Source organism: Treponema sp. HNW, from assembly GCF_050320395.1.
Taxonomy (GTDB): domain Bacteria; phylum Spirochaetota; class Spirochaetia; order Treponematales; family Treponemataceae; genus Treponema_C.
Genome location: NZ_CP144459.1, coordinates 403,880 through 430,587, shown reverse-complemented (window position 1 = coordinate 430,587; position 26,708 = coordinate 403,880). Strand labels below are relative to the sequence as shown.

Genomic DNA, 26,708 nt, shown 5'->3' with positions numbered 1-26,708 from the left:
ATATAAAAGAACTTACATAAAGCTTTCTAGCCGCTTACTACGGAAAAGTGTTTTTGAATAAACTTCCCTTTTTCCGCTTCATCAATCAATGCGGCTGCAAAATCTTTATAAGATATAAAACTTTCACCGGCTGAATTAACCGGCAGCTCGATTCCCCCTATTTTGTATTTTCCCGTTTTCGGTGCATCAAACCTGAAATCCGCCGGCGGGCAAAGATATGTCCACAAAACATCGGTGCGACGCTTTAATTCCGAAAAAGCCTGCACTTCAGTTTGCGCTAAAAGCTTAAACTCCTGCGGAAGTTGCGGAGAGTCGGCAAGCATAAGCGTATGGGAAGAATCCGTATATAGACATCCTGCCCCGCCGACAATTAAAAGGCGTATTCCCGTTCCTTTTAAACAATCGCATAAATGCCGCAAAGAGCTTATATGCTGCGGTATCGTTTCAGCCGTCCATGCACCGAAGGCGGAAATAACAAGGTCAAAGTTTTTTAAATCATCGGCAGTTAAATCAAACAAATCTTTTTGTAATAATTTTGCTTTCCGATTTTTCAAACAAGAGTGCCGGACTATTCCCGTAACCTCATGTCCGCGTTCGACGGCTTCATCCGTAAGACAGCTTCCCTGTTTTCCGTTTGCTCCTATAATCGCAATTCTTTTTTTCATAAACACCTCCAGATGTAATATCTTTAGTTACAACTATAACAGGCAATAGGTGTAATGTCAATAGTTACATCTTAAAGCCGTTTTTGCCGCAGGTTTTTTCAAGTTACTATTATTTTGACAGCCCCCTGTCTTTTGTCATAAAATTGCATATATTCTTATATTTCGCTTGCTATTTTTTAAAAAAAACGCTATTTTAAGCTAGCTTTATATTGAAATTTTAGGAGGTCCATTTGAGTAAATTAAAAGTACTGCTTCTTATGCTTTTTGTTTCTCTCTTTTTCGCATGCAAATCCGCACCGAAATCCGATAAACCGGAACAACCTGCGGAAGAAGAAAAAACGGAACAAGTTGTACAAGAACAATCAAAGGCAGCCGAAGAAGTGCCGGCAGCACAACCTGCCGAATCGGAAGAAAGCAGGCAAAAACGGGAAGCCGTCTCTTACACGGTTTATTTTGCCCCGCGGGCATCTGAAATCGACTCGTTTACGGCAAATAAACTGGACGATATCGCGGACAGCCTTACAAATCAAAATGTCAAAAAGATCATCATTTACGGACACAGTGCAAAACTGAATTCGAAAAACGATGAAGAACGTATTGCCTTTCAAAGGGCAACTGCCGTCGGACAGTATCTTCAGACAAAGGGTTTTGCCGCAGAAGATATAACCGTTGAAACAAAGGGTGCCGAAACTCCCGACGGACGGCACAGCGAAATCACCGATCGTTTTAAGAATCGGCGAGTCGAAATTCAAAGTGCCGAACAGCACTGAAAATTATAATTCATTTTGGAGGAAAAAAATGATGAAAAGAGCATTGATTGCATCCTTGTGTACAGTATTGTGTTTCGTTGCATGGGCACAAGCCCCCGAAACTGTCGGAACCGATTATACAAGACCCCCCATCCACTATTCGGACGGCGCTAAAAGTTTTGTAAACAGCGATGTATTTTTCAGACTGCTTTCAGCGGATAAGGAAACCGGTTTGAATTTCGTAGAGTTTGCTTTAAACGGCGGAACTTTTATGAAATACAGAAATCCCTTCCAAATCCTTGAAGAAGGCCCCTATGATATTTCATACCGCGGCTATGACAACAGCGGAAACTATGAAGTACCCAAAACCATCTCGGTTATCGTAGATAATACACCTCCCGAAACCGCTATTCAAACAACGGAACCCCTCTACAATGACGGAACGACTACCTATTGTTCCGCCGAAACAAAATGGTACGTTTCCGCTTCCGACAAATTGGGCGAAGCAGGCGTTGCCGCAGGTTACATGGGAACCGACTTGAACGCTTTGAATATGTACGGAAAGGGAAAAGAAGCCGAAGACGCTTATTTTTCTTTAACCGAACAGGGGCCCGCATACCTCTACTATACTTCCATCGACAATGTAGGAAACCTTGCCCCCATCGCATTGGCATCGGTAACGGTCGATACGGATCCTCCCGTTGTACGTCTTGAAAATTCGAACCGCCTTATCAACAAAGAAAACGAATACATGGTATTCCCGAACGAAGAACTTGTCGATGACGAAGGCCGTGTTATCGTTTCCGCAAACGAAAGCGTAGCCTTTGCCGCAAGCGATGAACTTTCGGGCGTTGATGCAATCTATATCAAAATCAATGACGACGAATACACCAAATACGTTGAACCGATTACCTTCAGCCAAAACGATGTATACACCATCGAAGTAAAAGCTATCGACAATGTAGGAAACGTTTCCGAACCGGTTGTCTTTACCTGCTATGTAGATAAGATCAACCCCGCATCGGATATCGAATTTATCGACAGAGCCGAAAACCTTTTGGACACCGTAACGGCTGAATAAGTTAAAACAGGCTGTCCGAAAAATTCAACTTTGAGACAAGCCGAGCCGTAAAAACGGATATGTTCGATAACTTCGTTATCGAACAGGTTTAATCATAGAGCATCCGTCCGTGTACGGATGCTCTTTTTTTGTATCGGATGCATCCGCCTGATGTGCCAATCGACAAATTATGCAATCCGTGGTATTCTGACAAACGGAGAATACTATGACCGATACACCAGACAATACCCTGTATATTTTAGATTCCTATGCCCTTATTTACCGTTCTTATTTTGCCTTTATAAACAGACCGCTTATAAACGACCGCGGACAAAACATATCCGCCGTATTCGGCTTTTTCCGCAATTTTCTCGGCTTGCTGCAAACAAATTCGCCGTCCTTTGCCGCCGCAGCCTTCGATTCGCGCACGCCTACCTTCCGCCACGAAATGTACGCCGACTATAAGGCAACACGCGCAAAAACGCCCGAAGATTTACACGCGCAAATTCCCGTTATTGAAGATATTTTAACCGCTCTAAAAATCCCGATTTTGCGCTGCGACGGCTTTGAAGCCGACGATATCATCGCATCTTTGGCGGAAGAATGCCGCAGACAAAACCGCGCATGCCGTATTTTATCGGGAGACAAAGACCTTATGCAGCTCATTAACGGCACCACCCTTATGATGAAAAGCGACAAAGCAGGCGGCTGGGAGCTTATCGGGCGCGAAGAAGTCGGAAAAGAATGGGGAGTTCCTCCGGAAAAAATGCTCGATATGCTTTCTTTAACGGGCGACAGTGCCGACAACATTCCCGGAGTTCCCGGCATAGGCCCTAAAACGGCGCAAAAACTCTTAGCCGACTACGGAAACCTTGACGGCATTTTTGAACACGCCGAAGATATAGCCGGTTCAACAGGAAAAAAAATACGGGACGGAAAAGAAAGCGCTTTTTTTTCAAAATCGCTTATAGAATTGAAAACGGACTTAAACCTCGGCATAACGCTTGAAGATTTACACATAGAACCCGATTTTGCCGCAGCCGCAGTCCTTTTAAAAGAAGCCGGAGCCTTTGCCGTTGCCAAGCAATACGTTCTGACGGTACAAAAACAGCCGGACGAAAAAACCGCTCAGACAAAAATAAAAGGGGATTCAAAGGCGGCCGCACAAAACGGGTCGGACGGACAAGAGCAGTCTGCCGAAAAAGTGCCGCCTACCGTCAAGCAAAATAAGGGAAACTATAGCCTTATCCGCACCGTAAGAGAGCTGCACGAACTTATCGGCCGAATCCTGGATAAAAAAACGGCTGCCTTTGACTGCGAAACGAACAGCTTAAACGCTCACAAAGCCCGTTTGGCCGGTTTTTCGCTTTGTATTGAACCCGGAACCGCCTTTTATATTCCGGTTGAAACAAGCGATATGCTTTTAGCAGGCGATATGATTTCGCGCGAAGATGCGCTTAAAGAGCTGGAACGTATTTTTTACGACAAAGATGTGCATCTGATTATGCATAACGGAAAATACGACTTGGAAGTTTTAGCGGCAAACGGTATGGCTTCGGGGAAACCTCCCCTGTGTACCGTATATGACACGATGGTCGCCGCCTGGCTTTTGAGTCCCGAACGCGAATCCTTTAAGCTTGAAGCCCTTGCCGAACGCAGGCTCGGTTTAAAGGGGGTGGAGTTCAGCGACATTGTGCCCAAGGGGGGAACCTTTTTTGACGTTCCCCTCGATAGGGCCGCCGATTATGCCTGCGAAGATGCCGACTTTACACTGCAATTATGGGCAATGCTTAAAGATGAATTGGATAAATCCGGTTTGGCCGATTTGTTTTACAATCTTGAAACCCCGCTATTGCCGATTTTAACGCAGATGGAAATCCGCGGGATTGCCGTAGAAAAACAAAAGCTTGCCGATTTTTCGGTTGAACTGGAAACGAATATTGCAAAAACGGAGCGGGAAATATACGATTCGGTAGGGCATGAATTCAATATCGCAAGTACCAAACAGCTGCAGGAAGTTCTTTTTGTAGAACGTAAATTGACCGCCGTAAAAAAAACAAAGACGGGATTTTCAACCGATACGGGCGTCCTTGAAGAACTTGCCGCTTGGGATCCGGTGCCGAAAAAAATCCTCGAATACCGCACGCTCAGTAAACTTAAATCGACTTATGTAGACGCACTTCCCGCCCTTGCCGACGAAAACTCGCGCATACACACCAGCTTTATACAAACGGGAACCGCAACGGGACGGCTTTCGAGCCGCGACCCGAACCTGCAAAATATACCGATACGTGAAGAATCGGGGCGGCGCATACGTTCCGCTTTTACCGCCCCTCCGGGCCGGGTACTGGTATCTGCGGACTATTCGCAAATCGAACTGGTTATTTTAGCCCACTTATCTCAGGATAAAAACCTCTGCCGCGCTTTTAATGAGGGAACCGACGTTCACCGCGCAACCGCAGCCCTTATCTTCGGCATTACACCGGAAGAGGTAAGCCCTGACCAAAGACGGACGGCAAAAATAATCAATTTCGGTGTTATGTACGGCATGAGCGCTTTCAGGCTCTCGAACGAATTGGGTATTCCGCGCACGGCCGCTAAAAACTTTATCGATTCTTATTTTGCAACCTATGCGGGTATTCAGGAATTTATACGGCAAACCGTGGAGACGGCGGAAAAAAAGGGATATGTCGAAACCCTTATGGGACGGCGCCGTATGATACCCGCAATCAACAGCAAAAATAAAACGGAAAAAGCGGGAGCCGAACGCATAGCGGTCAATACGCCTATCCAGGGTTCGGCTGCCGATATAGTCAAAAAAGCGATGATTGCAGTACACCATGGGCTTTCCCGCGAAATTCCGGACGCACAGATTTTATTGCAAGTACACGATGAATTGATTTTGGAATGTCCCGAAAACCGCGCAAAAGAGGCGGCGGCCCTGCTTCGGCGCGAAATGGAAGGAGCGGTTACGCTTTCCGTTCCGTTAAAGGTAAGCGTCGAATACGGCACAAATTGGGGAAGCTTTCATTGAGCGATACATTGACGGCTGAAATAAAGTTAATCGGTTTGACGGGGCCGATGGCTGCGGGGAAAAATGCCGCCGCCGACATTTTACGGGAAAAGGGCTTTGTCATTTTGGATGCCGATGTTATGGCACACGGCGTTTTGGATGCGATAAAGGACCGGATTATACATCTTTTTTCAGAAGACGCTCGGCGTCTTGACCTCGAATTAACCGACAGCCGGGAAAATCTTAACAGGAAAAATCTCGGACGAATTGTGTTTCAAAACCCCGAAAAGCTCTCCCTCCTTGAAAGCCTTGTTCATCCTGCCGTCAATGCCGAAGCGGAAAAACACATTACCGAAAATCCCGGCCAAAGCTTTGTTATCAATGCCGCGCTTTTGCATAAAATGCCGCTTATAAAGCAATGCAATCTTATACTATATATCGATGCTCCCGCCCTTATCCGTTTAATACGCGTCCGTAAACGCGATAAACTCGCTTTTAAGCATATTGCCGAACGTTTTTCCGCTCAAAAAGAAATCTTTACTAAATGTAAAAACCGAAATGCCGATATATATAGAGTAGGAAACTCGGGAACTAAAAAGCGGCTGAAAAAAAAGATTGAAGCCGTTTTAAGAGTTTATACGAAAAAAGGATAATAGGCTATGGAAGACAAACGGATATTATGGGTAAGTGCGGCGGTAGGTATTTTTTTGTTGATTATCGTGGGAACCGCTCTTGTGCTTTATGCACCTTCTAAAAACGGCGACGTCCGATTGACCGCTTTGCCGGCGGGAACGGACGAGTCCCGGACACTGCAGCCGCAAAAGCCTGTCCCCGCTGAAGGGGAACAAGGCGGCGCATCTGCGGAAAATCGGGCAGACAGCTCAAGCACGCAAAATGCGGCTCCTGTTTTTTCGGATACGGCAGCTCCCGCCGGTACGGATGCATCAAATCTTGTACAAAGCCGGGATCTTACCGTCATAAGCAATAATACAACCGTATATACCAAGGACGGTCTTACCACGATTGACCTTTCCTCCCTTGCCGAGCGTCCCGAACAAAAACCCGTCGACGTTCCTCAGGGTATGCAGCTGGCACCCGATGTAAAAACCCTTGTGCCGATAAATCCTTCGGAATATATGGGCGCACAGCCGATTACACAGCCGAAAACCGCACCGGCACTTAAGCCTGCTCCTGCTCCGAAAACATCCGCCGCTAAAACGACAAGCGTAAAAAAGCCGGCTGCAAAACCGGCCCCGAAACCGGCAGACCGCTATTGGGTTCAAGCCGCTTCTTTTACCGATAAAATGAATGCCGAAACCGCACGCAGTCTTTTAGCGGACGAAAAAATTCCGGCAGAAGTATTCACCTATCAGGATAAAAAAGGCCTTACCTATTACCGTTTGCGTGTCGGTCCCTATACAACCGAAAGTGAAGCCGAATATTGGAACAGCAGAATCAAATTGATTGATCACTTTGCCTCAACGCAAAGCTATGTGACCAATTCATCAAAAACCGTAAAATAAAGGGTATAGGGTGTCTGAAATGTGATTTTTCGGGCGCCCGCCCTAAAAACCTGTAATTTTTTTAAAAAAAAGTCTCAAAAAAAATCGATCTGCCCCAATAAAGATAGTATGAAGTACATACTGTCTTTATTTTTTGCCTTCTGCATTTTTTCTCTGCCGGCACAGCCGCCTCCCCTATCCTTTGCAGCCTCATTGTATGCGCCGGATTTCGCAGATACATCCTGCTTTTTCGCATGGAAGCCCTCTCCCTTTTTTTCTCTGTATGCGGGTTCCCTTTCTTTCGGCGGCCTGTGGACATCTTTTTCTTCTCCGCTTTCATCCTCCGCGGGAGTATTAAACCAGAAAAAAACGGAAAAATCCGCCTTCCATATAAGAGGCGCGCCCAAGGGACTTTTTCCGTTGTACTGCGCAGTCGAAACCGTTTTTCCGGGGGGAAAATTTACCGCCTTTGCCGGCTGTGAAAAAAAATCGGAATACCGTCTTCAAACGGGGGCAAGCCTCATATTCCCTTTCAGCCTCAAAAAAACGCTTTATACAAAAAAAGCCGATGCGCAAGGATATTGGGCCCTTGCATGGAAGCGGGTCCATATTGATGCTCCGCACAGCTTTTCATGGTTTACCGAACAGCCTCCCTTTAAATCATTTTATGCGCACACCCTTATCCAAAGCTTTATGATTAAAGGAAACACATTCGGACTTTCGGGCGAAACCGGATGCGCTGAAAATCCTTACGGCGCCCCCGCTTTTTTTATACGCGCCGACATCTTTCAAACGGCAGGCATTTTTTTCTGCAATGCGGGCTTTTTTTGGTGTTCAAAAGATTATCTAAAACAAAACGGCTCGTTCGAACAAAAACGTATACAGGCTTCTTTAAATCCCCGGCTGACCTTTATGCTGCCGCTTTTTTTTCCCGATACGATACGCTGCGAAGCAAAAGCCGAAATCTTTTATAAAAGACAATGGTTTATGGAAACCGGGGCGGCTCTGACTTTACATGGAAAATGCTGTACCCTTAATACCGACGTGCGGTTTCCCTCCGTCGGCTTTACAAACACAAAAGAAAAATACCGCCCCGCTGCACAAAAAACCGCCGATTGCACTCTAAAGACAAAGCTTGATTTTTTTCAAACCTATGCGGATTTTTTCAAATGCAAATGGTCGGCGGGCGGAATCTGCACATTTGCAATGTCCGCTCCGGCATCGCAGCTTGTAAAATCCTACGGTTTTAATGCGGGTTTTAAGGTGTCCCTTAAAATAAAAACGGGCATGCGCGGTACGGTTTCATTGTCCGTTCAAACGGATGTGCCCGCGGCAGCGGTACGTATCAAAACGGGAGCCGGGGCGGAGCCGGCATTGCACCTTAAAGACAAAGCGCGTTTTGCTTCGGGCGTAAACGCCGAATTTTTGTTAAAAAGAGGAGTTTTACAAAAGGCCGAATACCGCCTGCATGTAAAAATCAGATATAATTAAAAAATCGATACGCGTATATTTTGAAAACCGGGCAGGATTCTTTACCGTCCGCTTCGCTTGCAGAGCACGGTCCATTGCGCTATACTTAAACGGTTATGATTCAATTCCCCGATTATACTCAATCGCTTATAAATATCGTATCGTCGGCGGCAGGCTATTTCGGTATACCCTGCGCCCATCCCCCGCTTGACTGCCTTGAAGAAATGCTTCAAGGAGGCCGCTACCGGAATATCGTATTGCTTTTATTCGACGGCTTGGGCTGTTCCGTTTTGGAAAACCATTTGGATAAAAGCGCTTTTTTACGAAAACACTTTGTTCGCTCCGTATCTTCGGTATTTCCGCCGACAACAACCGCCGCAATAACTTCGGTGGAAACGGGTTTAACGCCGATTGAGCACGGGAGGCTGGGCTGGACGGTGTATTTTCCGCAGATAGATAAAAACGTCAATCTTTTTACAAATACCCTCAAAGATTCAAGGGAACAGGCGGAAAGTTATCATGTCGGGAACCGCTTTATTCCGACCGAAACATTGGAGCAAAAGGCATCCCTCAAAGAGGAACCGCAATTTTATACGGTGTCGAAATTCGGCACAACAAAGGTGCAAAACTCAAAACAAATGTTCGACGAGGTATTCCGCTTATGCAATGAACCCGGTCGAAAATACATCTATGCATACAACGAAAAGCCCGACAGCATTATGCACATAAGCGGAACCTACAGCCTGCCGGCGAAACTTTCGGTCAGACACATAAACCGTTCCGTTCAGCGCTTTTGCCGCCGTTTAAAGCAAAGTCCTCAAGGCCGCGATACCCTCGTACTCGTAACCGCCGACCACGGCCATATTCCGATACGAAACATCGAGTTGACTTCTTTTCCGGCATTGGAAGCTATGCTTATGCGCCGCCCGTCTATAGAACCCCGTGCGGTTAATTTTTTCGTCAAGCCCGAATATCTCGGCGAATTTCCGAAAGCGTTTGCCGAATGCTTTAAAACGGTTTTTGCAGCCGATATTTTATCGGCAAAAAAGGACGGCCGGCTCACCGAATGTTCCGGTCAAAGGTTTTCGAAGTCGGCCTCCGGTTTGGAAGTCGACTTTGTCCTGTTTTCAAAGGAAGAAGTTTTCAAAACAAAACTTTTCGGAAAAGGCATTATACATCCCTCGGTTCACGATTCTTTGGGCGATTATATTGCCGCTGCCTGTTCGGACATTGCCCTCGTAGACAGTGCAAAATCGAATCATTTTAAAAGCCACCATGCAGGCCTTACAGCCGACGAAATGCTCGTACCCCTCATAGCGATACGCTGAACGGCAGGGCCGCCCCCGCAGCGGGGGTCAATCGGTACAATTCAATTCGGCAAGGCTTTCGGCGGTTTTTACAATATCCATACCTTTTGTAAACTGCAGGCAGGTGCCGCTCGGATAACGCACCTTTTGCGCCCATTCAAGCGGAATGCCGTCAATCGAATATTTTGCCCCCATAACGGCACCGACAACAGCTCCGATAGTATCGGCATCGCGGGCAAAGTTTCCGGCAAGTACGACGGCGGATTTAAAGTCCTTATTCATAAGCTTAAGGCAGCCGAAAGCCGCAGGTATGGCCTCGGCGGTTGTCGCCCAAGTACTTGCACGGCATGCATCGTGCATTTTCATCCATGATGAAATAATATCGTAATCGGCGTATTCAATTATCTCAAAAACCTTTTTCATGTTGTAAAAAAGCCATGAGTCTTCGGGTACGGGCATCAGGGCGGCTTCAAAAATTTCGTCCATAGTTCCGTCGGCCATAGCAACCGCAACGGCAGCGGCTACCGCCTGCGCTCCCCATATACCGTCACCGGCATGACTTATTTCGGCTTCAATTTGTGCAAGGCGAATCGCCTTTTCAGGATCGCCTGCACAGATAATACCTATGGGCGGAATACGCATGGCGCTTCCGTCGCTCATATGAAAAGTGGAATATTTTCCCGTAAGCGGCGGAAGCAGCCCGGCCCGTAAATTATCCGCCGCGGCTTTTTCGCTTGCACCGCCGCGTTTATATTCATCCTGCACAACGACATCTTCCATCCATGAGCGCACAACTTCTTCGCTTGTTAATTTCCCCCTGCACCTTATAAGGGTTTTTGCGGTTAAAAGGGCAAATTCGGTATCGTCGGTACTCCACGCCGAAGCCGAAGTAAAATCGGTTATAAAACCGTAATTTTCGCGGTTTGCCTGCATGCGGGCGGCATCTCCGAAGGAATCTCCGATTGCAAGCCCGATAAGCGAACCGACGGCACGCTTAGTCAATTGCTCACGGTTATTTAAAACATCCTTTTTATTAAGCATATATACTCCCATAAAATTAATAGACAGCCTTCTTTTACGGCTTTTCGCTGACGGAAAAAGCGTCAAAAGAACAGCGGCCTCCTCTCATAAGGCAAAGGCCTGTCATGCCGTAACTCAAGCTTTTATCATACGCTTCCAAAAGCGTTTCCCCGTCGACGGAAAAACAAAGTTTATCGGCGGCGGCGGAAAATGAAAAGCCATACGTTTTGCCGTTTTCTATTTTAAAATCGGTGCGGGCCAGGGTTTTAAGCTCGGTACCGTTTTTCAGCAAAATCGCAGCTCCCCTACCGTCAAAGCCCGCATAATAGCCGCGGCGCGCGCCCTGAACCCGAAGCGATACCAAGGCGGAATCTCCGCGATAAAGGCATAGCTTTGTTTCCGTTTTTACATCGCGCATAAAATAGTTGCCCGTAAAAGCTTCGGCATCGTTAAGACACAAACAGTTTAACCTGCCGTCTTCCAAAGTCCATGCCCCCCGGTTAAACGAAAAAGGTGTAATCGAAGCGAATTCCGCATACTGTTTTTTAAAGTCGATATAATAATCGGCCTTACCGCTTACGGCAAAGCTTTTTAAAGTTAACACTCCGAAATCCCTTGCCTTTGCAGGAGAGCCTCCCTCAATAATCAAACCTATTTCGTCGATGAGAGCCCCGTCAACCTGCGGTATCGCAAAACTTATATGCGTGTCGGCCGTATCTCGGTCGCGCCGTATCATTCTGTCGATTTTTATAATATCGCCTTGAGTACTGCGTACATAGGGGTAAATAATCACCGCTTCACCCTGAATTCGGTTAAGCGCATACACGATATCGACGGTTTGTCCCGGATAGACGGTCGGAGAAAAGACGGGCATATAACGCTCATCGTCAAAATCGTTTCTGCGGTAAAAGCTCTTGTAAAACAGCCGCGAAGACTGCGGGCGTACAAGACGGTCGAATAACACTTCCAAGCCCTTACCCGTATTTTTCATGCGGAATAAATTTTCATCGGAAAGCCTAAAACCGTGGGTACTTCCGGGAAGGGAAAAATCGAAAAAAAGTTCCCCCTTTGCATAAGCCGGTTTTTCGGTGTTAAAAGCGAGCGAATACAAATAGCGCGCATATGAGGGAATATCGAGGATATTCAAATAACCGCTGATGCCCGAAAGCACTATAAAATCGTTAATCGGCTTTCTGTAATGCCCGGGAATGTCTTCAATGCCGCCTGCAACCCCGAGGATTGTTCCCACGTTTCCTGCATTGCAGTCGGTATCCCAGCCGGCCATTGTCGCAATTTCAATTCCCCTTGCACAGCTTTTACCGTAAATGAGGGCCATAACGCATACGCCGGCATTCGGGATAATATGGCATACGCCGCGGTACTTATCGTAACCGTAGTTTTTATGCAAAAAATCAAGGCAGTCTTCCCATGAAGAATCGCCGTGTTCTTTTTGAAAAGAAAGCACGTCGGTAACAACCTTGTAATATACCGAAGAAGGATGAACATATTTTAAAGCTTCGTCTATAATTTCAAAAACATCCGCAGTATCGAAGGCTTTTGCAATACAGGCGGCAATAAAAGCCGCTCCTTCCAAACCTTCTTCATCATGGGATACGGAAGCGGCAGCCCGGGCAAAAAAAGCGGCTCGCTCGGGTTTGGAAGGATTTACAAGACCCCATGTGTCTATAAAAATCTGGCCGCCTATCTGATCGGCAACAAGTTTTCCGTTAACCTCGGAACTTCCCGAACGCGGAGCGCAAATGCCGTTTAAAAGATTTAAATAGGCGGTGTGCTCGGTCGATATGCCGTAACCGCCCCACCAAAACATACCGATACCTTCGCGCGTATAATTAAGCCAAGCGTCGGCTACGGCAGCGGCAACCGAGCGCCCTTGCGCTTCACGGTCCGCTGCAGATACCGTTTTCCCGTCCCCTGCACATTCGGGAAAATCTTCAAGCGCACGCAAAAAATAAACGGGGCCGTTCGCATCGTCATCGGCGGCAAAATTTTTAAAAGGTTTTACATAATCGGTTATCGTCCCGTAAAATTCCTTTATACGCTCGCGCGTCCAGAGGGTCGGTTCAACGGGCGCTCCCAGCCGGATTCCGGCATTCATGCCTAAAAATCCGGCATATATTTTTTCCAGGTATTTGTGTTCTGATAGGGTATTCATAGCGGATCGGAACTTCCTTGTATTCTAAGATAAAGATATCGGCCCGTATCACGGAACAGGCCGATACCTCGACGTTTTTTACTTCAATACGGATGCCAAATAATCCGATATTTTATTTCCGCCGGCCTTATTCCACTTTTCGATAAATTCATCATAATCGGAAACGGGTCTTACACCGCGGATAATATCGGTTGAATACTCGGTGTATAATTTATCCATTGCGTCTTTTAAAGGCAACAGGTCTTCCGGCAATATGACGTTTTTATCGGCGGCAAAATATTTTTGTGCGGCTTTAAGAGAATCGATTGCAGGCCGGGTTAAAACTTCACCCTGTACCTTGCTTAAGTCCAAACCGTTCATCGTAGGCCAGAACTTTGCCCACCATGAGGGAAATTGTTTGGTCAGCACGTATGTGCCGTCTACCAGGTTATAGTGAATACCTTCCAAGCCGAGCTTGTCGAGGATACGGCCTTCCGGACTTGCCATATAATCCAAAACCGCCCATGCAGCGTCTTTAACCTGTGACGAAGCGTTAATCGCAAAACCTCTTGACTCCTTTGTAACATCTACGTTTTGATAGGCTTGACCGATTCCCTTTGCAGGAGGAAGCACTGTCAATTTTTTGCCCTGAGCGCCTATCATCTTATTGTTGTAGACGTTTACAACATCGCCTGCAGTACCGGCAACAAAACCGGCCGTTCCTTCGTAAAAAGCCTGTTCCATCGTATCCCAAGCCTTGGTTACATATTCACGGTCAAGCAAGCCTTCTTTATACAGCTTTGCATAAAAGGCAATTTTATTTTTATTTTCCTCGGTTGCAACCGAATACACCCATTTACCCTTTTGCTTGACGATTGTCGCGCTGACACCGAAGGCGTGATTAAAGACGGAGTCAAGCTTTAATATCCCGCCGTCGGTTGTAATCGGCCACTTGCACAAGCCGGTTTCTTTCATCTCTTTAAAAAGCTCATAATAGTTATCTACCGTAGGGTTTTGCATAAGAGCTTTTCCGCTTTTTAATTTTTGAAACCAGTCTTCCCGCATAACCGGAATCTGAACACGAGGCGGAGCAAGCCACATCAAATAGGGATAGTTGGCCATTGCGGCTTTGTTGTGTTCACCCATGATATTTTTTACATGAACCGATTTTTGAATATAGGGGGTTAAATCTTCAAATAAACCTTCTTGCGCAATCGGCAGGTCTCCGCCCTGAAAATAAATAAGGTCGGGAGATATTTGTCCCGTTCGGAAGGCAATCGGAACAACCGACTTATACGAGCCCGTGGGAGCCGAAAGAATAACAAGGTCGATGAACTTTCCTTGAGCGGCCAAACCTTTTTCTATTTTTTCTTCCAAAGCGGAAAGCAGGGCGCCGTCCGTTATCGGATCCACATCCTTACACATGTAGGTTACCTTAACGGGTGCACCTTCACTGCCGAAATTTCCCGAGCCCTTATCTTTGGCACCTCCGGCAAAGACAAGTGCGGCGGTGCAAAGCGTAAAAAGCACCGACAATAAAACCTTTTTCATAAAAACCTCCTCGTTTTTAGCGAACTCACTAAAAAGCAGCCGGCTTTTCAGTCGAGCCTGTTTATTCTTTTATTCCTCCGGCCATAACGTCCTTATGATAGAATTTAAGGACGAAGGGATAGAGTAATAAAATCGGAATTATAGCCACAACAATGGTTGCGGACTTTAGAGCGCCGTAATCTATACGCGCCAACTCATTGTAATCGTAGAGATTTTGCTGACCGATAATCGACACCGTATCTCCCAGTACGACGAATTGCCGTAAAATGACCTGCAAAACGGTATCGGTCGTCTTTTTGGTTAAATAAATGCTTGCCCTAAAATACTCGTTCCACCTTACGACGGCATAAAACATCGTGATTGTCGCCACACCGGATTTTGCCAACGGGAAAAAGACGGAAAACAACATGCGCATATGAGAACAGCCGTCTATCACCGCCGCTTCGACAAGGGATTGAGGAACCTTTTCAAAATACCTCATCATAATAATCAAATAATAAACGTTTACGGCCGTAACCAAAATAACCGCCCACTTGGATCCCATCAAGCCGAGTCTTTGTACGGCAAGATATTCGGGAACAAAGCCCGTGTCGAAAAGCATCATAACGATTAAAAAAATCATTATCGGTTTTTTCAAGGTTAAACGCGGCCTGGTTAATACATAGGCGGCCGTTGCCGTAAGCAAAATATTCAAAGCCGTTCCGAGAACCGTAATTACAACGGAATTCCATAAAGCCGGGACCAAAACCGGATGATTAAAGACTATTTTATAATTTATAAAATCAAGGCCGCGCGGAATGATTTCCAAGCCCTTCATAAAAACAGACCGCTTCGGATCCGAAAAGGACTTTGCAAAAATATGCAGCAAAGGAATAATCATCGTTAAGGAGAGAAACAACAGAATGATTATCAAAAACGTTTGTACAAGATAAGAGGATTTATGTTTTTTCATTTCCACACCCCTTCTCCGGTAAATTTTTTACTCGTTACATGGGTTACCAAAACAAGGACAACTCCTATCAACCCCTTGATTAAACTCGCCGCAGTCGCCAACGAATACTGTCCCCCTTCTATACCGATACGATAAATATAGGTATCCAAAATATCGACGGTGCTTTCAACCGCGGCATTCGAAAAGTTCAACACCTGATCAAAACCCGCATTCAAAAAAAAGCCCAGGTTTAAAATAAACATCGTAATCATCGGCGTTACCAAGGCGGGAAAAATAATATGTCCGATGATTTGTCTGCGGTTAGCCCCGTCTATTTCGGCGGCCTCATAGAGCGTTTCATTTATCGAAATAATCGCCGTGTAAAAAATAATCGAATCCCAGCCCAAACTCCGCCACCCTTCGCAGAGCATTAAAATCCAGCGGATTGCATTTCTGTCGGTCATGTAATCAATCGGTTCGCCGCCGAAAAAAGAAGCAAGCTGATTAACGCTTCCGCTGAGCGAAAGGGCGCTTATCCATATACCGGCGATAACAACCCATGATAAAAAGTGCGGAAGATAACTGACCGTTTGAACGTATTTTCTGAATAAGCCGTTTTTAACCTCATTCAAAACGAGGGCAAAAATAACAAAAAAGGGGAAAAGCAACACATACTTCATAAAGCTTATAATCAGCGTATTGACAAGAATCTGTGCAAACGCCGAGCTGCTGAAAATCATCTTAAAATACTTTAAGCCGACAAAGGGCCAGTTTCCGCGCGCACGGAACTGAAAAAAGGCAAGGCGCATATTGATGACGGGAAGTACTTTAAACAATATAAAATACAGCATTGTCGGAAACAAAAGCGCATATAAAACCCGTTCCGCCCAAATTCTTTGTATTACCGTTTTGTTTTTCACAGCTCCTCCTTTTTCCGCCGTTTCCTTCCGCTGTCCTTTAAGGTATCATCAATTCCATAAGCGGAGCATGCTGCTGCGCCCCGTATACATCCCTGTCCAATGAGGTGCCCGAAGATATGTTCCGGTTAAAAGTTATTTTAATCCCCTGCGCATTATCGAAAAAGACAATACACACAATATCTTTTTTATCGAGATTATAGAGGGCACATATCGTTTCTTCCGTAATTACTCCGCTGTTTTTTACGCGCTCATAGGCTTCCTTACGTGTAAACAATACATCCAAGGTAATCATAAAGGGGCCGGAGTTTTTACTGCGCAGCATCTTTGCCAAATCAACCAATTTATCGGCCATCAGATAAACCTCCCCGCAGCGGGCTCCCATTCTTTAATCGGGAAATACTCAAGCGGATTATCCGTTTCCATAAGGTGATACACGCTGAACCTGTATACCTTTCCGAACTCGACATCGCTGGGAGCAAAGGGAAATGCAAGATTTCCCGCCGTCGATTTACGTCCCTCGTAACCGTAATGCATAAAGGTTGACCGCAAAGACGCGCACACTGCCGAAGCTTTTTCCTGCGTATCGGCAAGCACTTCAAATAATACGCATACCTCATAGGGGCTTTGTTTTGCACATTCACAGCTGCCCATAACGCCGTCAATGCCGTAGTTTATAAAATTGATTGTATAACTTTCGCGCGGCAATTCGGCATACTGCTTTACAACGCTTTCGGTTACCGCATCTTCGACTTCGCTTAACTTTTCTATTAAGAGCGGATCGCGGATGCCGGCAATGACGAAGGTACGGTACGAATCAAAGCTTGCACCTTCAAGCTTTACCGTATAAGTGCAGTCTTTTTTCATACGGCTTCCGCTTACACGCACGGTATTTTCTCCGCTTTGAACGAACTCGCAGCCGCTTAAATCCATATCAACTCCGGGACCGTGAAGAAGATAGGGGTGGTCCTTTTCATAAAAAGTATGGGCCGCAACGCTTAAGGGCGTACATTTTCTGTTTGTATCGCAGGGGTATACTTCAAAACAATCTTCATAGACAACGCCCGTCATACAATCCTTTGTGGTACCCGGATCGCAGCACAAGGCGCCGCATTCAAGTACCTTTCCCATATGATAACAGAGGGCGGCGTCAAAACCTCTTTGTATACCGACGGCCGCAAAGGGAGCCGGATCATAGGCCCTGCCGCCGATAATCAAACGGTACCCCTCATCAAGGGCTTTTACAAAGGGTTCGGCCCCCATTTGAGCGACAACTCCCGTACAGGAATCGAGCACCTCTTCGGTAAGCGGCGGCACATTCGAACCGAGGGGGCTTACCTTATTGTACCTGATTTTTTCGGCTATTATTTTGTTCGGAATATCCGCATAAATCACACAGGTTTTTACCGGCTTAAGCGCGTTTTCCTGAAAAATTTCATGTACAATATCGAGGGTCCATTCGATATGCTCTTTTCCGCCGCTTCCTCCGGCCGAACCGATGATAAGCGGAATATCTTTTTCACAAGCACCCAGAATAAGAGCCGCCAAATCTTTTTTTGCCGCACGGCGGCTTACAATGGCGGTTTTTGCACCGAGTTTATGAGGTCCCGCATCGGTTGAACCTGCATCCACCACTATGGCATCCGGATTATCGGCCAAGCCGGCCTTTAAGGATTCCGAGGGAAACCCGTAACCCAGAATTCCGCAGGGCGATAATATTTTAACGGCTTTCATACGGCCTCCCCGAAAAAGCGGCAACGGATTCCCGCTCGATTAAAACCGGCTTTAAAAATCGGCTTTTAACTTTTTTTTCTCCGGCAAGCATATCGAGCACCATGCGCGCCCCGTACTCGCCTATCTTTTTTTTCGGTTTTGCAACAGTCGTTATTGCGGGATTTACCATAGCGGACATTTCAATGTCGTCCAATCCGATTATAGAAACATCGCCGGGTACGTTGACCCCCAGCTTGACGGCTTCATTGATAAAACCTATTGCAACCGAATCGTTTCCGGTAACAATGGCCGAAGGTTTGTCCTTCATTTGAACAAAATGCCGCGCAAGCTTTACGCCGCTTTCAAACGAAAGCTGCAGGTTAAAGTGCCGGTCATCCCGCAAAGGAAGTCCGTGTTTTTTCATAAAACGCTTATAGGCAATATAGCGCTTATTGCGGTTAATGCCTTCAATATCCGTGCGTAAAGGGCTGACAAAGCCGATATCGCTATGCCCTTTCGCCAGTAAATATTCCAAAGCCGTGGTTACCGCCTTTGCGGCATTTGTACCGACTTTTTTATAGATACCGTCCGCTTCCGTGTCGCCTAAAAGCACAACCGGACAATCCAAGCCTCTGAACGCTTCGGCCGGGTCCAGCTCGGGTGCATTTATCATAATCGCATCAACCTTGTTTTCTTTGGCAAGCTGAATATATGTAATTTCGCGTTCTTTTTGCCAATCGCTGTTGCCGAGAAAAACGCTGTAACCGGCCTGATCGAAAACGTTTTGGGCGCCGCGCGCAACTTCGGCCCAAAAAGGGTTCGTTATATCGGGAACGACCAGAAGCACCGTTAAGGATTTTTTAGTACGCATTGCGGTTGCGGTGCGGCTTTTAACAAAATTATATTCTTTTACAACCGCCAATACTTTTTCGCGCGTCTTATCGCTTACACCGTAGCGGACTCCGGACAACACTCTTCCCACAGTGCTTTTGGAAACGTGAGCTTTTTTCGCAATATCGACGATAGAGTCCATGTCTTTATCCTTTTTTGGGAACGTTCCCTAAAATCATGATAGCATGCATTTTTTTTTAAAGCAAGTTTTATTTTTTCGATTTTTACATTTTTACCGAAAAAGGCCTTCGTTTTTTCGACTTGCACGGATAGAGAAAAGCGGTGTATAATACTTCCTATGAATACTCAAAATCGTAAACTGACATGGAAAAACTATTTGGCATACGGAGCTGCCGATTTATACGGAGGCGGCTGTTTTTTTATCGTAACGACCTTTTCAATGTATTATTTGGTAAACGTCGTCGGACTGCACCCCCTTCTGGCGGGCCTGATTCCCGGAATCGGAAAGTTTTGGGATGCGGTATCGGACCCCCTTATGGGTTACATTGCGGATAATACCCCGCAAAACCGCTTCGGTAAGCGGCGGGTGTGGTTTTTGGTATCGATTATACCGATAGCATTATCTTTTATGTTTATCTGGTTTCCCGCAAATTTTGAAAGTCAAACCGGAAAATTTATTTTTTACACAATAGCCTATATAGCCTTTTTTACGGTATCCACGGTTTCATATATTCCTTATGCAGCCCTCAGTGCGGAAATGACACAGTCTTTTTCCGAGCGCAATAAGCTGAATACATCGCGATTGATGTTTTCGTTTATAGCGACCTTATTGGGCGGACTTTTGGCGCAGCCGATTATCGACAGCTTTCACGGCAGCAAGACGGGATATTTTGCCATGAGCTGTGTATTCGCCCTGATTTTCGCATTGCCGTGGATAACGCTCTATTTCGGCACATGGGAGATTCAATCCGTTCAGCACAAAACGGCAAAGGGCGAATCCTTTATTAAAAACTTTTTATCGCTGTTTAAAAACAAATCGTGCAGAATACATATCGCAATGTACGTGTGTTCATACGGAGCCCTGGATATTTTTATGTCGCTCGTATTGTTTTACATGGTTGATTATCTGAACAGGGGCAGTGTCTTTGTGATTGTTCAAGGTTCTTTGCTGATTACAATGATGATAACCCTGCCCATTCACAGCCGCTTTATAAATAAAATAGGACACAAACCCGTCTATATTACGGCCCTTATTATCTTTGCGCTTTCGGTATTTTGTATGGTTTTTCATACACCCGATACCCCTCCCGTTATTTTGATTTTAAATATGGTGCTTATGGGTGTCGGCGTATCGGCGAACAATCTTATACCTCACCAGCTTTTACCCTTTATAAGCGATATTGATAAACTTTTAAGCGGAAAAAGCCGGGCGGGAACCTATTCGGCGGCAATGTCGCTTACGCGAAAGCTGTTTTTGGGTCTTGTCATTATGACCAGTATCGGAGCCATTTTGAACGGCATAGGCTATAAAAATCCCGTGCCCTCGATTTTAACCGAAAATCAGTTTACCGAAGCGCGCGAATTAAGCGTAAAACACGGGCAGGATTTTTCCGCCGTTGAAGCCTATTATGCAAAAGGCGAAGACGGAAACCTGCACTTAAAATACCTTCCGCGAAGCACCGACAGCATTGTAAGCGATGTATACAAGGCGGCGAAAAAACACAGGGGAAGCGCAGAACAAACGGCTTTAAAAGCGGCCGATTTTGAAGATGCCGCCGCGGAACGTTTTTTTGAAGGGAAAAAATCTTTCGCCGAAATTCCGGCAGACCTCTTTGAAGTCATAATTCTCGGCTCTCTAAACCCGAAAAACTTCCGCGACGCCGACATCCTCTTTTTCTTAAAATCGGCATACATAAAAAGCGGCGATTTTTATGTATGCACCGAACCGCAGGATTTTTATTCAAAGGCGGAATTATACGATTTAAAGGTGCTTTTGGAAAAAATCGAATATCCGTATTCGGGTATCGGTGAAGTACGAAAGCCGCTGCAAAAAACATCCACCCTGCACGGAGTCAGGCTCGCCTTTGTTTTAATGCCGCTGGTGATGATTATACTCGGTATTGTCATCGGGCTGACTTTTAAAGTAACGCCTGCAAACCATAAAATCGTACTGGAAGAATTAAAGCGGCTTGAAGAAGGCGGTAAAAAAGAAGATGCTCCGGAAACGACCAAGGCGGTGTGCGAACTTTTAACCGGCCTTCCCTACGGAAGATAGGAGGAATTAACCGCAAGTATCCGCATCTGCCAGCCACGTTTTAAGGGCAAAGGCGGCGGACGGAAAAGCAAGGGGAATTGCGTCAACCGATTCGGCGTCAAAAACGGGGAAAAGCTTGTAGCCCGTTATTTCTTCGCCGTCTTGTGCCGAAAGCTTTTTGTAGAGGCTGCCGCCTTCGGCAAGGTTTATGCGGGCTTCAAAAAAAAGGTCGCAGGTTTTATACACAATGTTTTTATATTCGTAAGTGTTGGGCGCGCTGCAAATATACCGGAGGGAAAGCGGCATCAATCCCGTTTCTTCGCGGCACTCGCGTATGCACGCCTCTTCGGCAGTTTCGCCGGGGTCGCAAAAACCGCCGGGCAGGGCGTAAAATCCCTTGCGCGGTTCTTTGCCGCGTTTTATGCACAGCACACAGGTTTTATCTTTTTCGCGGACGCTTATAATCAGTCCTACCGCCGAAGCCGTGTTGTTGTAAAGCGTAAAACCGCAGGAAGGGCAGCGCCATTTACGCCCGTCCATATATGCAATTTCAGCTGAAGCGCAGTGCGGGCAAAAGTCGAATCGGTTTACGGCATTCATAACACTAGTATAACGATAAAAAAAAGATTATACTAGGGCTATGGATATTTCATTACACAACGTATTGTTTGCATTCGGCTTGACCCTGTTTGCAGGCCTTTCAACCGGTATCGGAAGTCTTTTGGGCTTTATGTCCAAAAAGTTCAATCCGAAGTTTTTAGCCGGAGCGCTCGGTTTTTCGGCGGGGGTGATGATTTATGTTTCCTTTGTCGAAATTTTCTTAAAAGCACGCGATTCTTTGGAAGGGGTATTGGGCGCAAAAGGCGGCTATGTCGGCACGGTTATAGCCTTTTTTGCAGGTGTTGCCCTTATCGCAATTATAGATAAGGTGATTCCCGATGCCGAAAACCCGCACGAAATGAAAATCGTCAAAACATACAGCGAGGGCGCTCACTGTAAAATATCCGAGCGCCAAACCGAAGAATCCAAGCGCCTTATGCGTATGGGTATTTTTTCGGCGCTGGCGATTGCAATTCACAACTTCCCCGAAGGATTGGCAACCTTTATGAGCGGTTTAACCGATCCCGCCTTGGGTATCAGCATCGCGGCGGCAATCGCGATTCACAATATTCCCGAAGGTTTGGCGGTGTCGGCACCCATTTACTACGCAACCAAAAACCGCAAAAAAGCTTTTTGGCTTTCGTTTGCATCGGGATTGTCCGAACCGGTCGGGGCCTTGTTGGGCTTTTTTATTCTGCGGCCCTTTTTTAACGACCTAACCTTCGGCTTGGTATTCGCGGCCGTTGCGGGTATTATGGTCTACATTTCAATCGATGAACTGCTTCCCACCGCCGAAGAATACGGAGAACACCACATCGCTATCGGCGGCCTTATTGCCGGTATGATTGTGATGGCGGTGAGTTTGCTTTTGTTCGCTTAAGTGCGTACAGCACCGCCTAAGCGTGAGTGACACCTCTTAAAAATAGCGGGCGTCCAGCGTTTCGCCGAAAGCTTCGGCACGGCGCAGGGTTTGGCTTATAAGCGGAACAAACAGGGGCAGCATTGAGCGCAGGCGGCTGAAAGGCCGCTTACGTTTTTTTATGCCCCGCCCCGATTTTTCTAAGCTGCGGCGGCCGGCGGTTTTTAGACCGCGGCGCTCATCACTATTAAGACCGCCCCGTATAAGCTGGGTTTTGATGATTTGAGATGCGGTATCGGCTAAAATCGGCAAAAAACGGAATACCAACACAAAGGTAAAAGACAAATACTTTGTTTTTATGCCGAGCTTATCCAGGGGCACAAGCAGTTTTTTAAATCCTTCAAGCAGTTCTCCGCTTTCGCACGAATACATAAAGCCCGTCAATAAAGGAAGGGCGGCTGCCGCGTGTAAAATCGTTGCAGCCGAAAGGCGCAGTTTTGACGGTGTAAGGCTTATGCCTTTAAACGCAGCATACACCGCCTCACCTTCCGCGGCGGGGAAAAAAATGCACTGAAACAGGGCAAACAGTATAAGCCAGGGAACAAACTTTAAAAAGAGGCCGCCGAGCCGTAAAAGCGAAAAACGGGCAATGCGGGCATAGATAAGGGCTATAAGCGTACAAACCGCCAAAGCCCCTATATGCTGTATACACAGGGAAGCGATAAACAGGCTTAAAAAAAGAAGAATTTTTGCAGGAGGCGGCAGTTTGTGAAGCGGGCTTGAAACCTTTGTGTACAAGCCCGACGAGGTACGCCGTAAACCGTCAAGCAGGGAAGTGTCCGCTTCTTCTACGGGCTGCAACCCTTTATCCTGAGCGGAGTTTTTTTTTGCGGAAGAACCGGCAGCGCCCGAAGAACGAGGGGCAGCCGAAGAACGGACGGCAGACGCAAAGCCTTCCTTTTTTACGCGCCCGATATCTATGCGGCGCTCGGCAAAGGCGGCTTCGTCCATACGGTGGGTTGAAAATACCACCGCCTTACCCGATTCGGCAAGAGCGGCTAAGATATTCATCACTTGAAGCCGCGACTTGGGGTCAAGACCTGCGGTCGGCTCGTCAAAAAGATACACCTCGCTTTCAAGGGCGATGATACCCGCAAGGGCAAGTTTACGTTTTTCGCCGCCGGAAAGCGTGTGAATCCTGCGGTCGGCAAAGTCTTTAAAAGGAAGACCGCACATGTTCATCGCCTCTTGTACCCGGCCGCGCAATGTTTCGCCGGAAAGTCCCCGGTTTTGCGGCCCGAATGCAGCATCGTCGGCGGCAAATTCTTCAAATAAAGCGCTTTCGCTTAACTGAAGGGCCAGCACCGGCCTTCCCCTTGCGCTTATGTTTCCGCCGTCGGGCTTTAGAAGCCCGCAGGCAAGCTCAAACAGGGTCGATTTACCCGAACCCGAAGGCCCCGTAATTGCGGTAAGCTCTCCCGCGCGGATATCGAGCGAAAAGTTTTTAAACACTGCCGAAAAATCGGCCGACAAATCGGCAGCCGCTTTCCCTGCCGATGAATCTGCCGCCTTCGATGTCCTATCCGAAGCCGATTTAGTGTTCGCGGTATACGAAAAATCGACGGAAGAAAAGCGCAGAGCACAGGGGGCGTTTCCCTTCTTTTGCACACCCGAAACATTTTCGCGTACAAGGGGCGGAAACAGTGTTTTTATAAAGTTTCGTTTACGTTTCAGTTCGGCAACACTGCCGTCGAAACTCAGCACGCCGTCGTCCAGCACGATAATGCGCTCGGCCCTCAACGCTTCATCGAGGTCGTGCGTAACGTGAATCAGAGTAAGTCCTTCTTTATGCCGTTCGTCCAAAAAATCGAGGACGGTTTCGCGCATGGAAGGATCGGTCATCGCCAAAGCCTCATCCAAAATCATCAGTTCGGGATGCATGGCCGCAATTCCGGCAAGCACCAGTTTTTGTTTTTGCCCCTGAGAAAGAGAGGCGGTTTTTTCAAAACGTGAATCAAAGAGACCGACAAGGCTTAAACTTTCAAAACAGCGTTTTTCTATTACAGGCTTATCCAAGCCCAGATTTTCAGGGCCGAATGCCGTATCGGCGGCCGCGGTTTCTCCGATAATTTGGTTTTGCACGTTTTGAAACACAATGCCTGTAGGTACGGTTAAGGGCGGCACGCTTACACGCGGCTCGTTTTGAAGCGGCGGACTTTCAGCCGATGCGGTATACAATTCTATCCTGCCGGATGTGCAGGGCAAAAAGCCTGCAATAAGGCGGGCAAGCGTACTTTTTCCCGAACCGTTTGCGCCCAAAACGGCAATGTATTCGCCCCGTTCAACCGTAAACGATACGTCTTTTAAAGCGTGAATGCTGCGGTCGGGGTATATAAAACTTACATGTTCGGCGCGCAAATGAATCATAGCTTAAGTATACACATTTTAGCTCTTTAGTGCTATAATTCCCTTATGGCTACACCTCATAACAGCGCCTCAAAAGGCGACATTGCACCCTCGGTGCTTTTACCCGGCGACCCCTTACGCGCACAATACGTTGCCGAGCACTATTTTGACAACCCGCGCCAAGTAACCGCCGTGCGCAACGTACTCGGCTTTACGGGAACATTTCGGGGAAAACCCGTGAGCGTTATGGCTTCGGGTATGGGCGGCCCCTCGGCGGGCATTTACGCATACGAACTGTATTCGTCTTACGGGGCCGAACGCATTATACGAATCGGAACCGCAGGCGGTTTACAGCCTTATTTAAAACTTGCAGATATGGTTTTTGCGATAAGCGCTTCCACCGACTCCAACTACGCATATCAATTCAGGCTTCCGGGAACCTTTAATCCCTGTGCCGACTTTGAATTGCTGCAAAAGGCGGCCGACACGGCAGAAAGCAGGGGCTTCCGCTATCATGCGGGGCAGGTTTTTTCGTCGGATATGTTTTCGGACTACAATGCAATCGGTGCGGTCGAATCGTGGCAGGGTTGGGCGGCGATGGGCTGTCTTGTTCAGGATATGGAAACCTACGCCCTCTACTGCACGGCCGCACGCTTGGGCAAAAAAGCCCTATCGATTTTGACGCACACCGACTCCTGCGTAACCGGCAAGGGTTTGACCAAGGCAAAACGCATGAGCGCCCTCGAACCGATGTTTGAAACCGCTCTTGAGTGTATATAGAATTAAAAACTTCCCCAAAACTTTGTTTTTTTAGGACAATTGTGTTACAATGTTTAAAGAGCGGACATCCTGTTCGCTCTTTAATCCGAGTTTCGCACAGGGTGCGAAACTCCTTACCTATAGCTTTCGCATACATCCGTGTACGGGTCGGAAAGCATATGGGGGAAATACTTACGATGTAAAACATCTGATGCGGGGTTCCGATCGCGTAAAAAAAATCTGCACAAGCGAAGCGCGGAAGCCTTTTTACGCGACGGGTTCACGCATCGGAATTTTTATCTAAGATATTTTCCGCTTACCTACATCTGTGCTGTGCGTTATATTAACTTTTTACGAGGGGCTTTATGCACGGTAATACCGGCACATCTGTTATCTTTTCCGCACAAAAAGGGCACAGGGTACTTGACAAAGCCGAAGCCGCCCCCATAATTACTCAGCACTCAGCACTCAGCACTCAGCACTCAGCACTCAGCACTCAGCACTCAGCACTCAGCACTCAGCACTCAGCACTCAGCACTCAGCACTCAGCACTCAGCACTCAGCACTCAGCACTCAGCACTCAGCACCGGCATAAAAGCTCTCTGCAGAGCAGCTCGCTTTTATGCAACGAGTTTCGGCGGCTCAGCCGGCGAAACTCGCGGATAGCCGGCTGTAAATTTACACTTTCGAAAAATCACACAAACAAGCATTCTCACACCCAAACGCGCAAAGCGGATTTTTCCGCTCTGTGCGTTTTTTTATATTACACAGGTTCAAAACCGAACCTTGCATACAATCGGGCAGGATGTCCGATTGTATGCAAATATCAAGTTTTCCCGCACGTCCGTGGCGGGACTATGAAGGGGAGGAGAGAGTACCGCGGCATTAGATGAAAAAGGCGGTGAGGCATGGGCACCGCGCAAAAAAT

General features: G+C 46.9%; 21 protein-coding genes. 10 read left to right on the top strand and 11 right to left on the bottom strand.

Annotated features, from left to right (window positions below):
* Nucleotides 1-26: 26 nt before the first annotated feature.
* A complete protein-coding gene (locus tag V1L52_RS01965) occupies nucleotides 27-665 on the bottom strand; it encodes an NAD(P)-dependent oxidoreductase (RefSeq protein ID WP_428770621.1) in 639 nt (212 codons plus the stop codon).
* Nucleotides 666-895: 230 nt separating this feature from the next.
* Here V1L52_RS01965 and V1L52_RS01960 point away from each other — a divergent pair, with 230 nt between their 5' ends.
* The 7 genes from V1L52_RS01960 (at nucleotide 896) to V1L52_RS01930 (ending at nucleotide 9,787) form a co-directional block, all read left to right on the top strand.
* Nucleotides 896-1,435: an OmpA family protein gene (locus tag V1L52_RS01960; protein ID WP_428770620.1), complete on the top strand. Its 540-nt coding sequence runs from the start codon at nucleotides 896-898 to the stop codon at nucleotides 1,433-1,435.
* A 28-nt stretch (nucleotides 1,436-1,463) separates the two neighbouring features.
* Entirely contained in the window at nucleotides 1,464-2,495 is a 1,032-nt protein-coding gene (locus V1L52_RS01955; RefSeq protein ID WP_428770619.1) for an OmpL47-type beta-barrel domain-containing protein, read from the top strand.
* Nucleotides 2,496-2,700: 205 nt separating this feature from the next.
* The gene (gene polA / locus V1L52_RS01950) at nucleotides 2,701-5,508 is read left to right on the top strand and encodes a DNA polymerase I (RefSeq protein ID WP_428770618.1); all 2,808 of its coding nucleotides are present in this window, start codon (nucleotides 2,701-2,703) and stop codon (nucleotides 5,506-5,508) included.
* Nucleotides 5,505-6,140: a dephospho-CoA kinase gene (gene coaE, locus V1L52_RS01945; RefSeq protein WP_428770617.1), complete on the top strand. Its 636-nt coding sequence runs from the start codon at nucleotides 5,505-5,507 to the stop codon at nucleotides 6,138-6,140. The genes polA and coaE overlap by 4 nt, the downstream gene beginning before the upstream one ends.
* Before the next feature lie 6 nt (nucleotides 6,141-6,146).
* Entirely contained in the window at nucleotides 6,147-7,010 is an 864-nt protein-coding gene (locus V1L52_RS01940) for an SPOR domain-containing protein (RefSeq protein WP_428770616.1), read from the top strand.
* Between the two features lie 108 nt (nucleotides 7,011-7,118).
* Nucleotides 7,119-8,480, top strand: a complete 1,362-nt coding sequence (locus tag V1L52_RS01935; protein ID WP_428770615.1) for a hypothetical protein — start codon at nucleotides 7,119-7,121, stop codon at nucleotides 8,478-8,480.
* A 95-nt stretch (nucleotides 8,481-8,575) separates the two neighbouring features.
* A complete protein-coding gene (locus V1L52_RS01930; RefSeq protein WP_428770614.1) occupies nucleotides 8,576-9,787 on the top strand; it encodes an alkaline phosphatase family protein in 1,212 nt (403 codons plus the stop codon).
* 27 nt (nucleotides 9,788-9,814) lie between these two features.
* Here the strand turns inward: V1L52_RS01930 and V1L52_RS01925 are convergent, their stop codons facing one another.
* The 8 genes from V1L52_RS01925 to V1L52_RS01890 form a co-directional block, all read right to left on the bottom strand.
* The gene (locus V1L52_RS01925; protein WP_428770613.1) at nucleotides 9,815-10,807 is read right to left on the bottom strand and encodes an ADP-ribosylglycohydrolase family protein; all 993 of its coding nucleotides are present in this window, start codon (nucleotides 10,805-10,807) and stop codon (nucleotides 9,815-9,817) included.
* Between the two features lie 34 nt (nucleotides 10,808-10,841).
* Nucleotides 10,842-12,959: an ADP-ribosylglycohydrolase family protein gene (locus V1L52_RS01920; RefSeq protein WP_428770612.1), complete on the bottom strand. Its 2,118-nt coding sequence runs from the start codon at nucleotides 12,957-12,959 to the stop codon at nucleotides 10,842-10,844.
* A gap of 78 nt (nucleotides 12,960-13,037) precedes the next feature.
* Nucleotides 13,038-14,489 (bottom strand): extracellular solute-binding protein, encoded by a 1,452-nt coding sequence (locus tag V1L52_RS01915; protein ID WP_428770611.1) that lies wholly within the window; start codon nucleotides 14,487-14,489, stop codon nucleotides 13,038-13,040.
* Nucleotides 14,490-14,550: 61 nt separating this feature from the next.
* Entirely contained in the window at nucleotides 14,551-15,441 is an 891-nt protein-coding gene (locus V1L52_RS01910; RefSeq protein ID WP_428771848.1) for a carbohydrate ABC transporter permease, read from the bottom strand.
* A complete protein-coding gene (locus V1L52_RS01905) occupies nucleotides 15,438-16,340 on the bottom strand; it encodes an ABC transporter permease (RefSeq protein ID WP_428770610.1) in 903 nt (300 codons plus the stop codon). The genes V1L52_RS01910 and V1L52_RS01905 overlap by 4 nt, the downstream gene beginning before the upstream one ends.
* A gap of 37 nt (nucleotides 16,341-16,377) precedes the next feature.
* Nucleotides 16,378-16,692 carry a DUF4387 domain-containing protein gene (locus V1L52_RS01900; RefSeq protein WP_428770609.1) on the bottom strand — a complete coding sequence of 105 codons (315 nt, stop codon included), beginning with the start codon at nucleotides 16,690-16,692 and terminating at the stop codon, nucleotides 16,378-16,380.
* The gene (locus V1L52_RS01895; RefSeq protein WP_428770608.1) at nucleotides 16,692-18,071 is read right to left on the bottom strand and encodes an acyclic terpene utilization AtuA family protein; all 1,380 of its coding nucleotides are present in this window, start codon (nucleotides 18,069-18,071) and stop codon (nucleotides 16,692-16,694) included. The genes V1L52_RS01900 and V1L52_RS01895 overlap by 1 nt, the downstream gene beginning before the upstream one ends.
* Nucleotides 18,058-19,083, bottom strand: coding sequence for a LacI family DNA-binding transcriptional regulator (locus V1L52_RS01890; RefSeq protein WP_428770607.1), 1,026 nt, complete (start codon nucleotides 19,081-19,083; stop codon nucleotides 18,058-18,060). Before V1L52_RS01890 ends, V1L52_RS01895 begins: the two co-directional genes overlap by 14 nt.
* Before the next feature lie 156 nt (nucleotides 19,084-19,239).
* Here V1L52_RS01890 and V1L52_RS01885 point away from each other — a divergent pair, with 156 nt between their 5' ends.
* Nucleotides 19,240-21,177: an MFS transporter gene (locus V1L52_RS01885; protein WP_428770606.1), complete on the top strand. Its 1,938-nt coding sequence runs from the start codon at nucleotides 19,240-19,242 to the stop codon at nucleotides 21,175-21,177.
* Nucleotides 21,178-21,183: 6 nt separating this feature from the next.
* On the opposite strand, the gene V1L52_RS01880 is transcribed toward V1L52_RS01885, so the two are convergent.
* The gene (locus tag V1L52_RS01880) at nucleotides 21,184-21,756 is read right to left on the bottom strand and encodes an NUDIX hydrolase (protein WP_428770605.1); all 573 of its coding nucleotides are present in this window, start codon (nucleotides 21,754-21,756) and stop codon (nucleotides 21,184-21,186) included.
* Nucleotides 21,757-21,796: 40 nt separating this feature from the next.
* Here V1L52_RS01880 and zupT point away from each other — a divergent pair, with 40 nt between their 5' ends.
* A complete protein-coding gene (zupT, locus tag V1L52_RS01875; RefSeq protein WP_428770604.1) occupies nucleotides 21,797-22,636 on the top strand; it encodes a zinc transporter ZupT in 840 nt (279 codons plus the stop codon).
* Nucleotides 22,637-22,672: 36 nt separating this feature from the next.
* On the opposite strand, the gene V1L52_RS01870 is transcribed toward zupT, so the two are convergent.
* On the bottom strand, nucleotides 22,673-25,042 hold the full coding sequence (locus V1L52_RS01870) for an ATP-binding cassette domain-containing protein (protein ID WP_428770603.1): 2,370 nt from the start codon (nucleotides 25,040-25,042) through the stop codon (nucleotides 22,673-22,675).
* Nucleotides 25,043-25,087: 45 nt separating this feature from the next.
* Between V1L52_RS01870 and V1L52_RS01865 the strand changes: the two genes are divergently transcribed.
* The gene (locus V1L52_RS01865; protein ID WP_428770602.1) at nucleotides 25,088-25,801 is read left to right on the top strand and encodes a purine-nucleoside phosphorylase; all 714 of its coding nucleotides are present in this window, start codon (nucleotides 25,088-25,090) and stop codon (nucleotides 25,799-25,801) included.
* Nucleotides 25,802-26,708 lie beyond the last annotated feature (907 nt).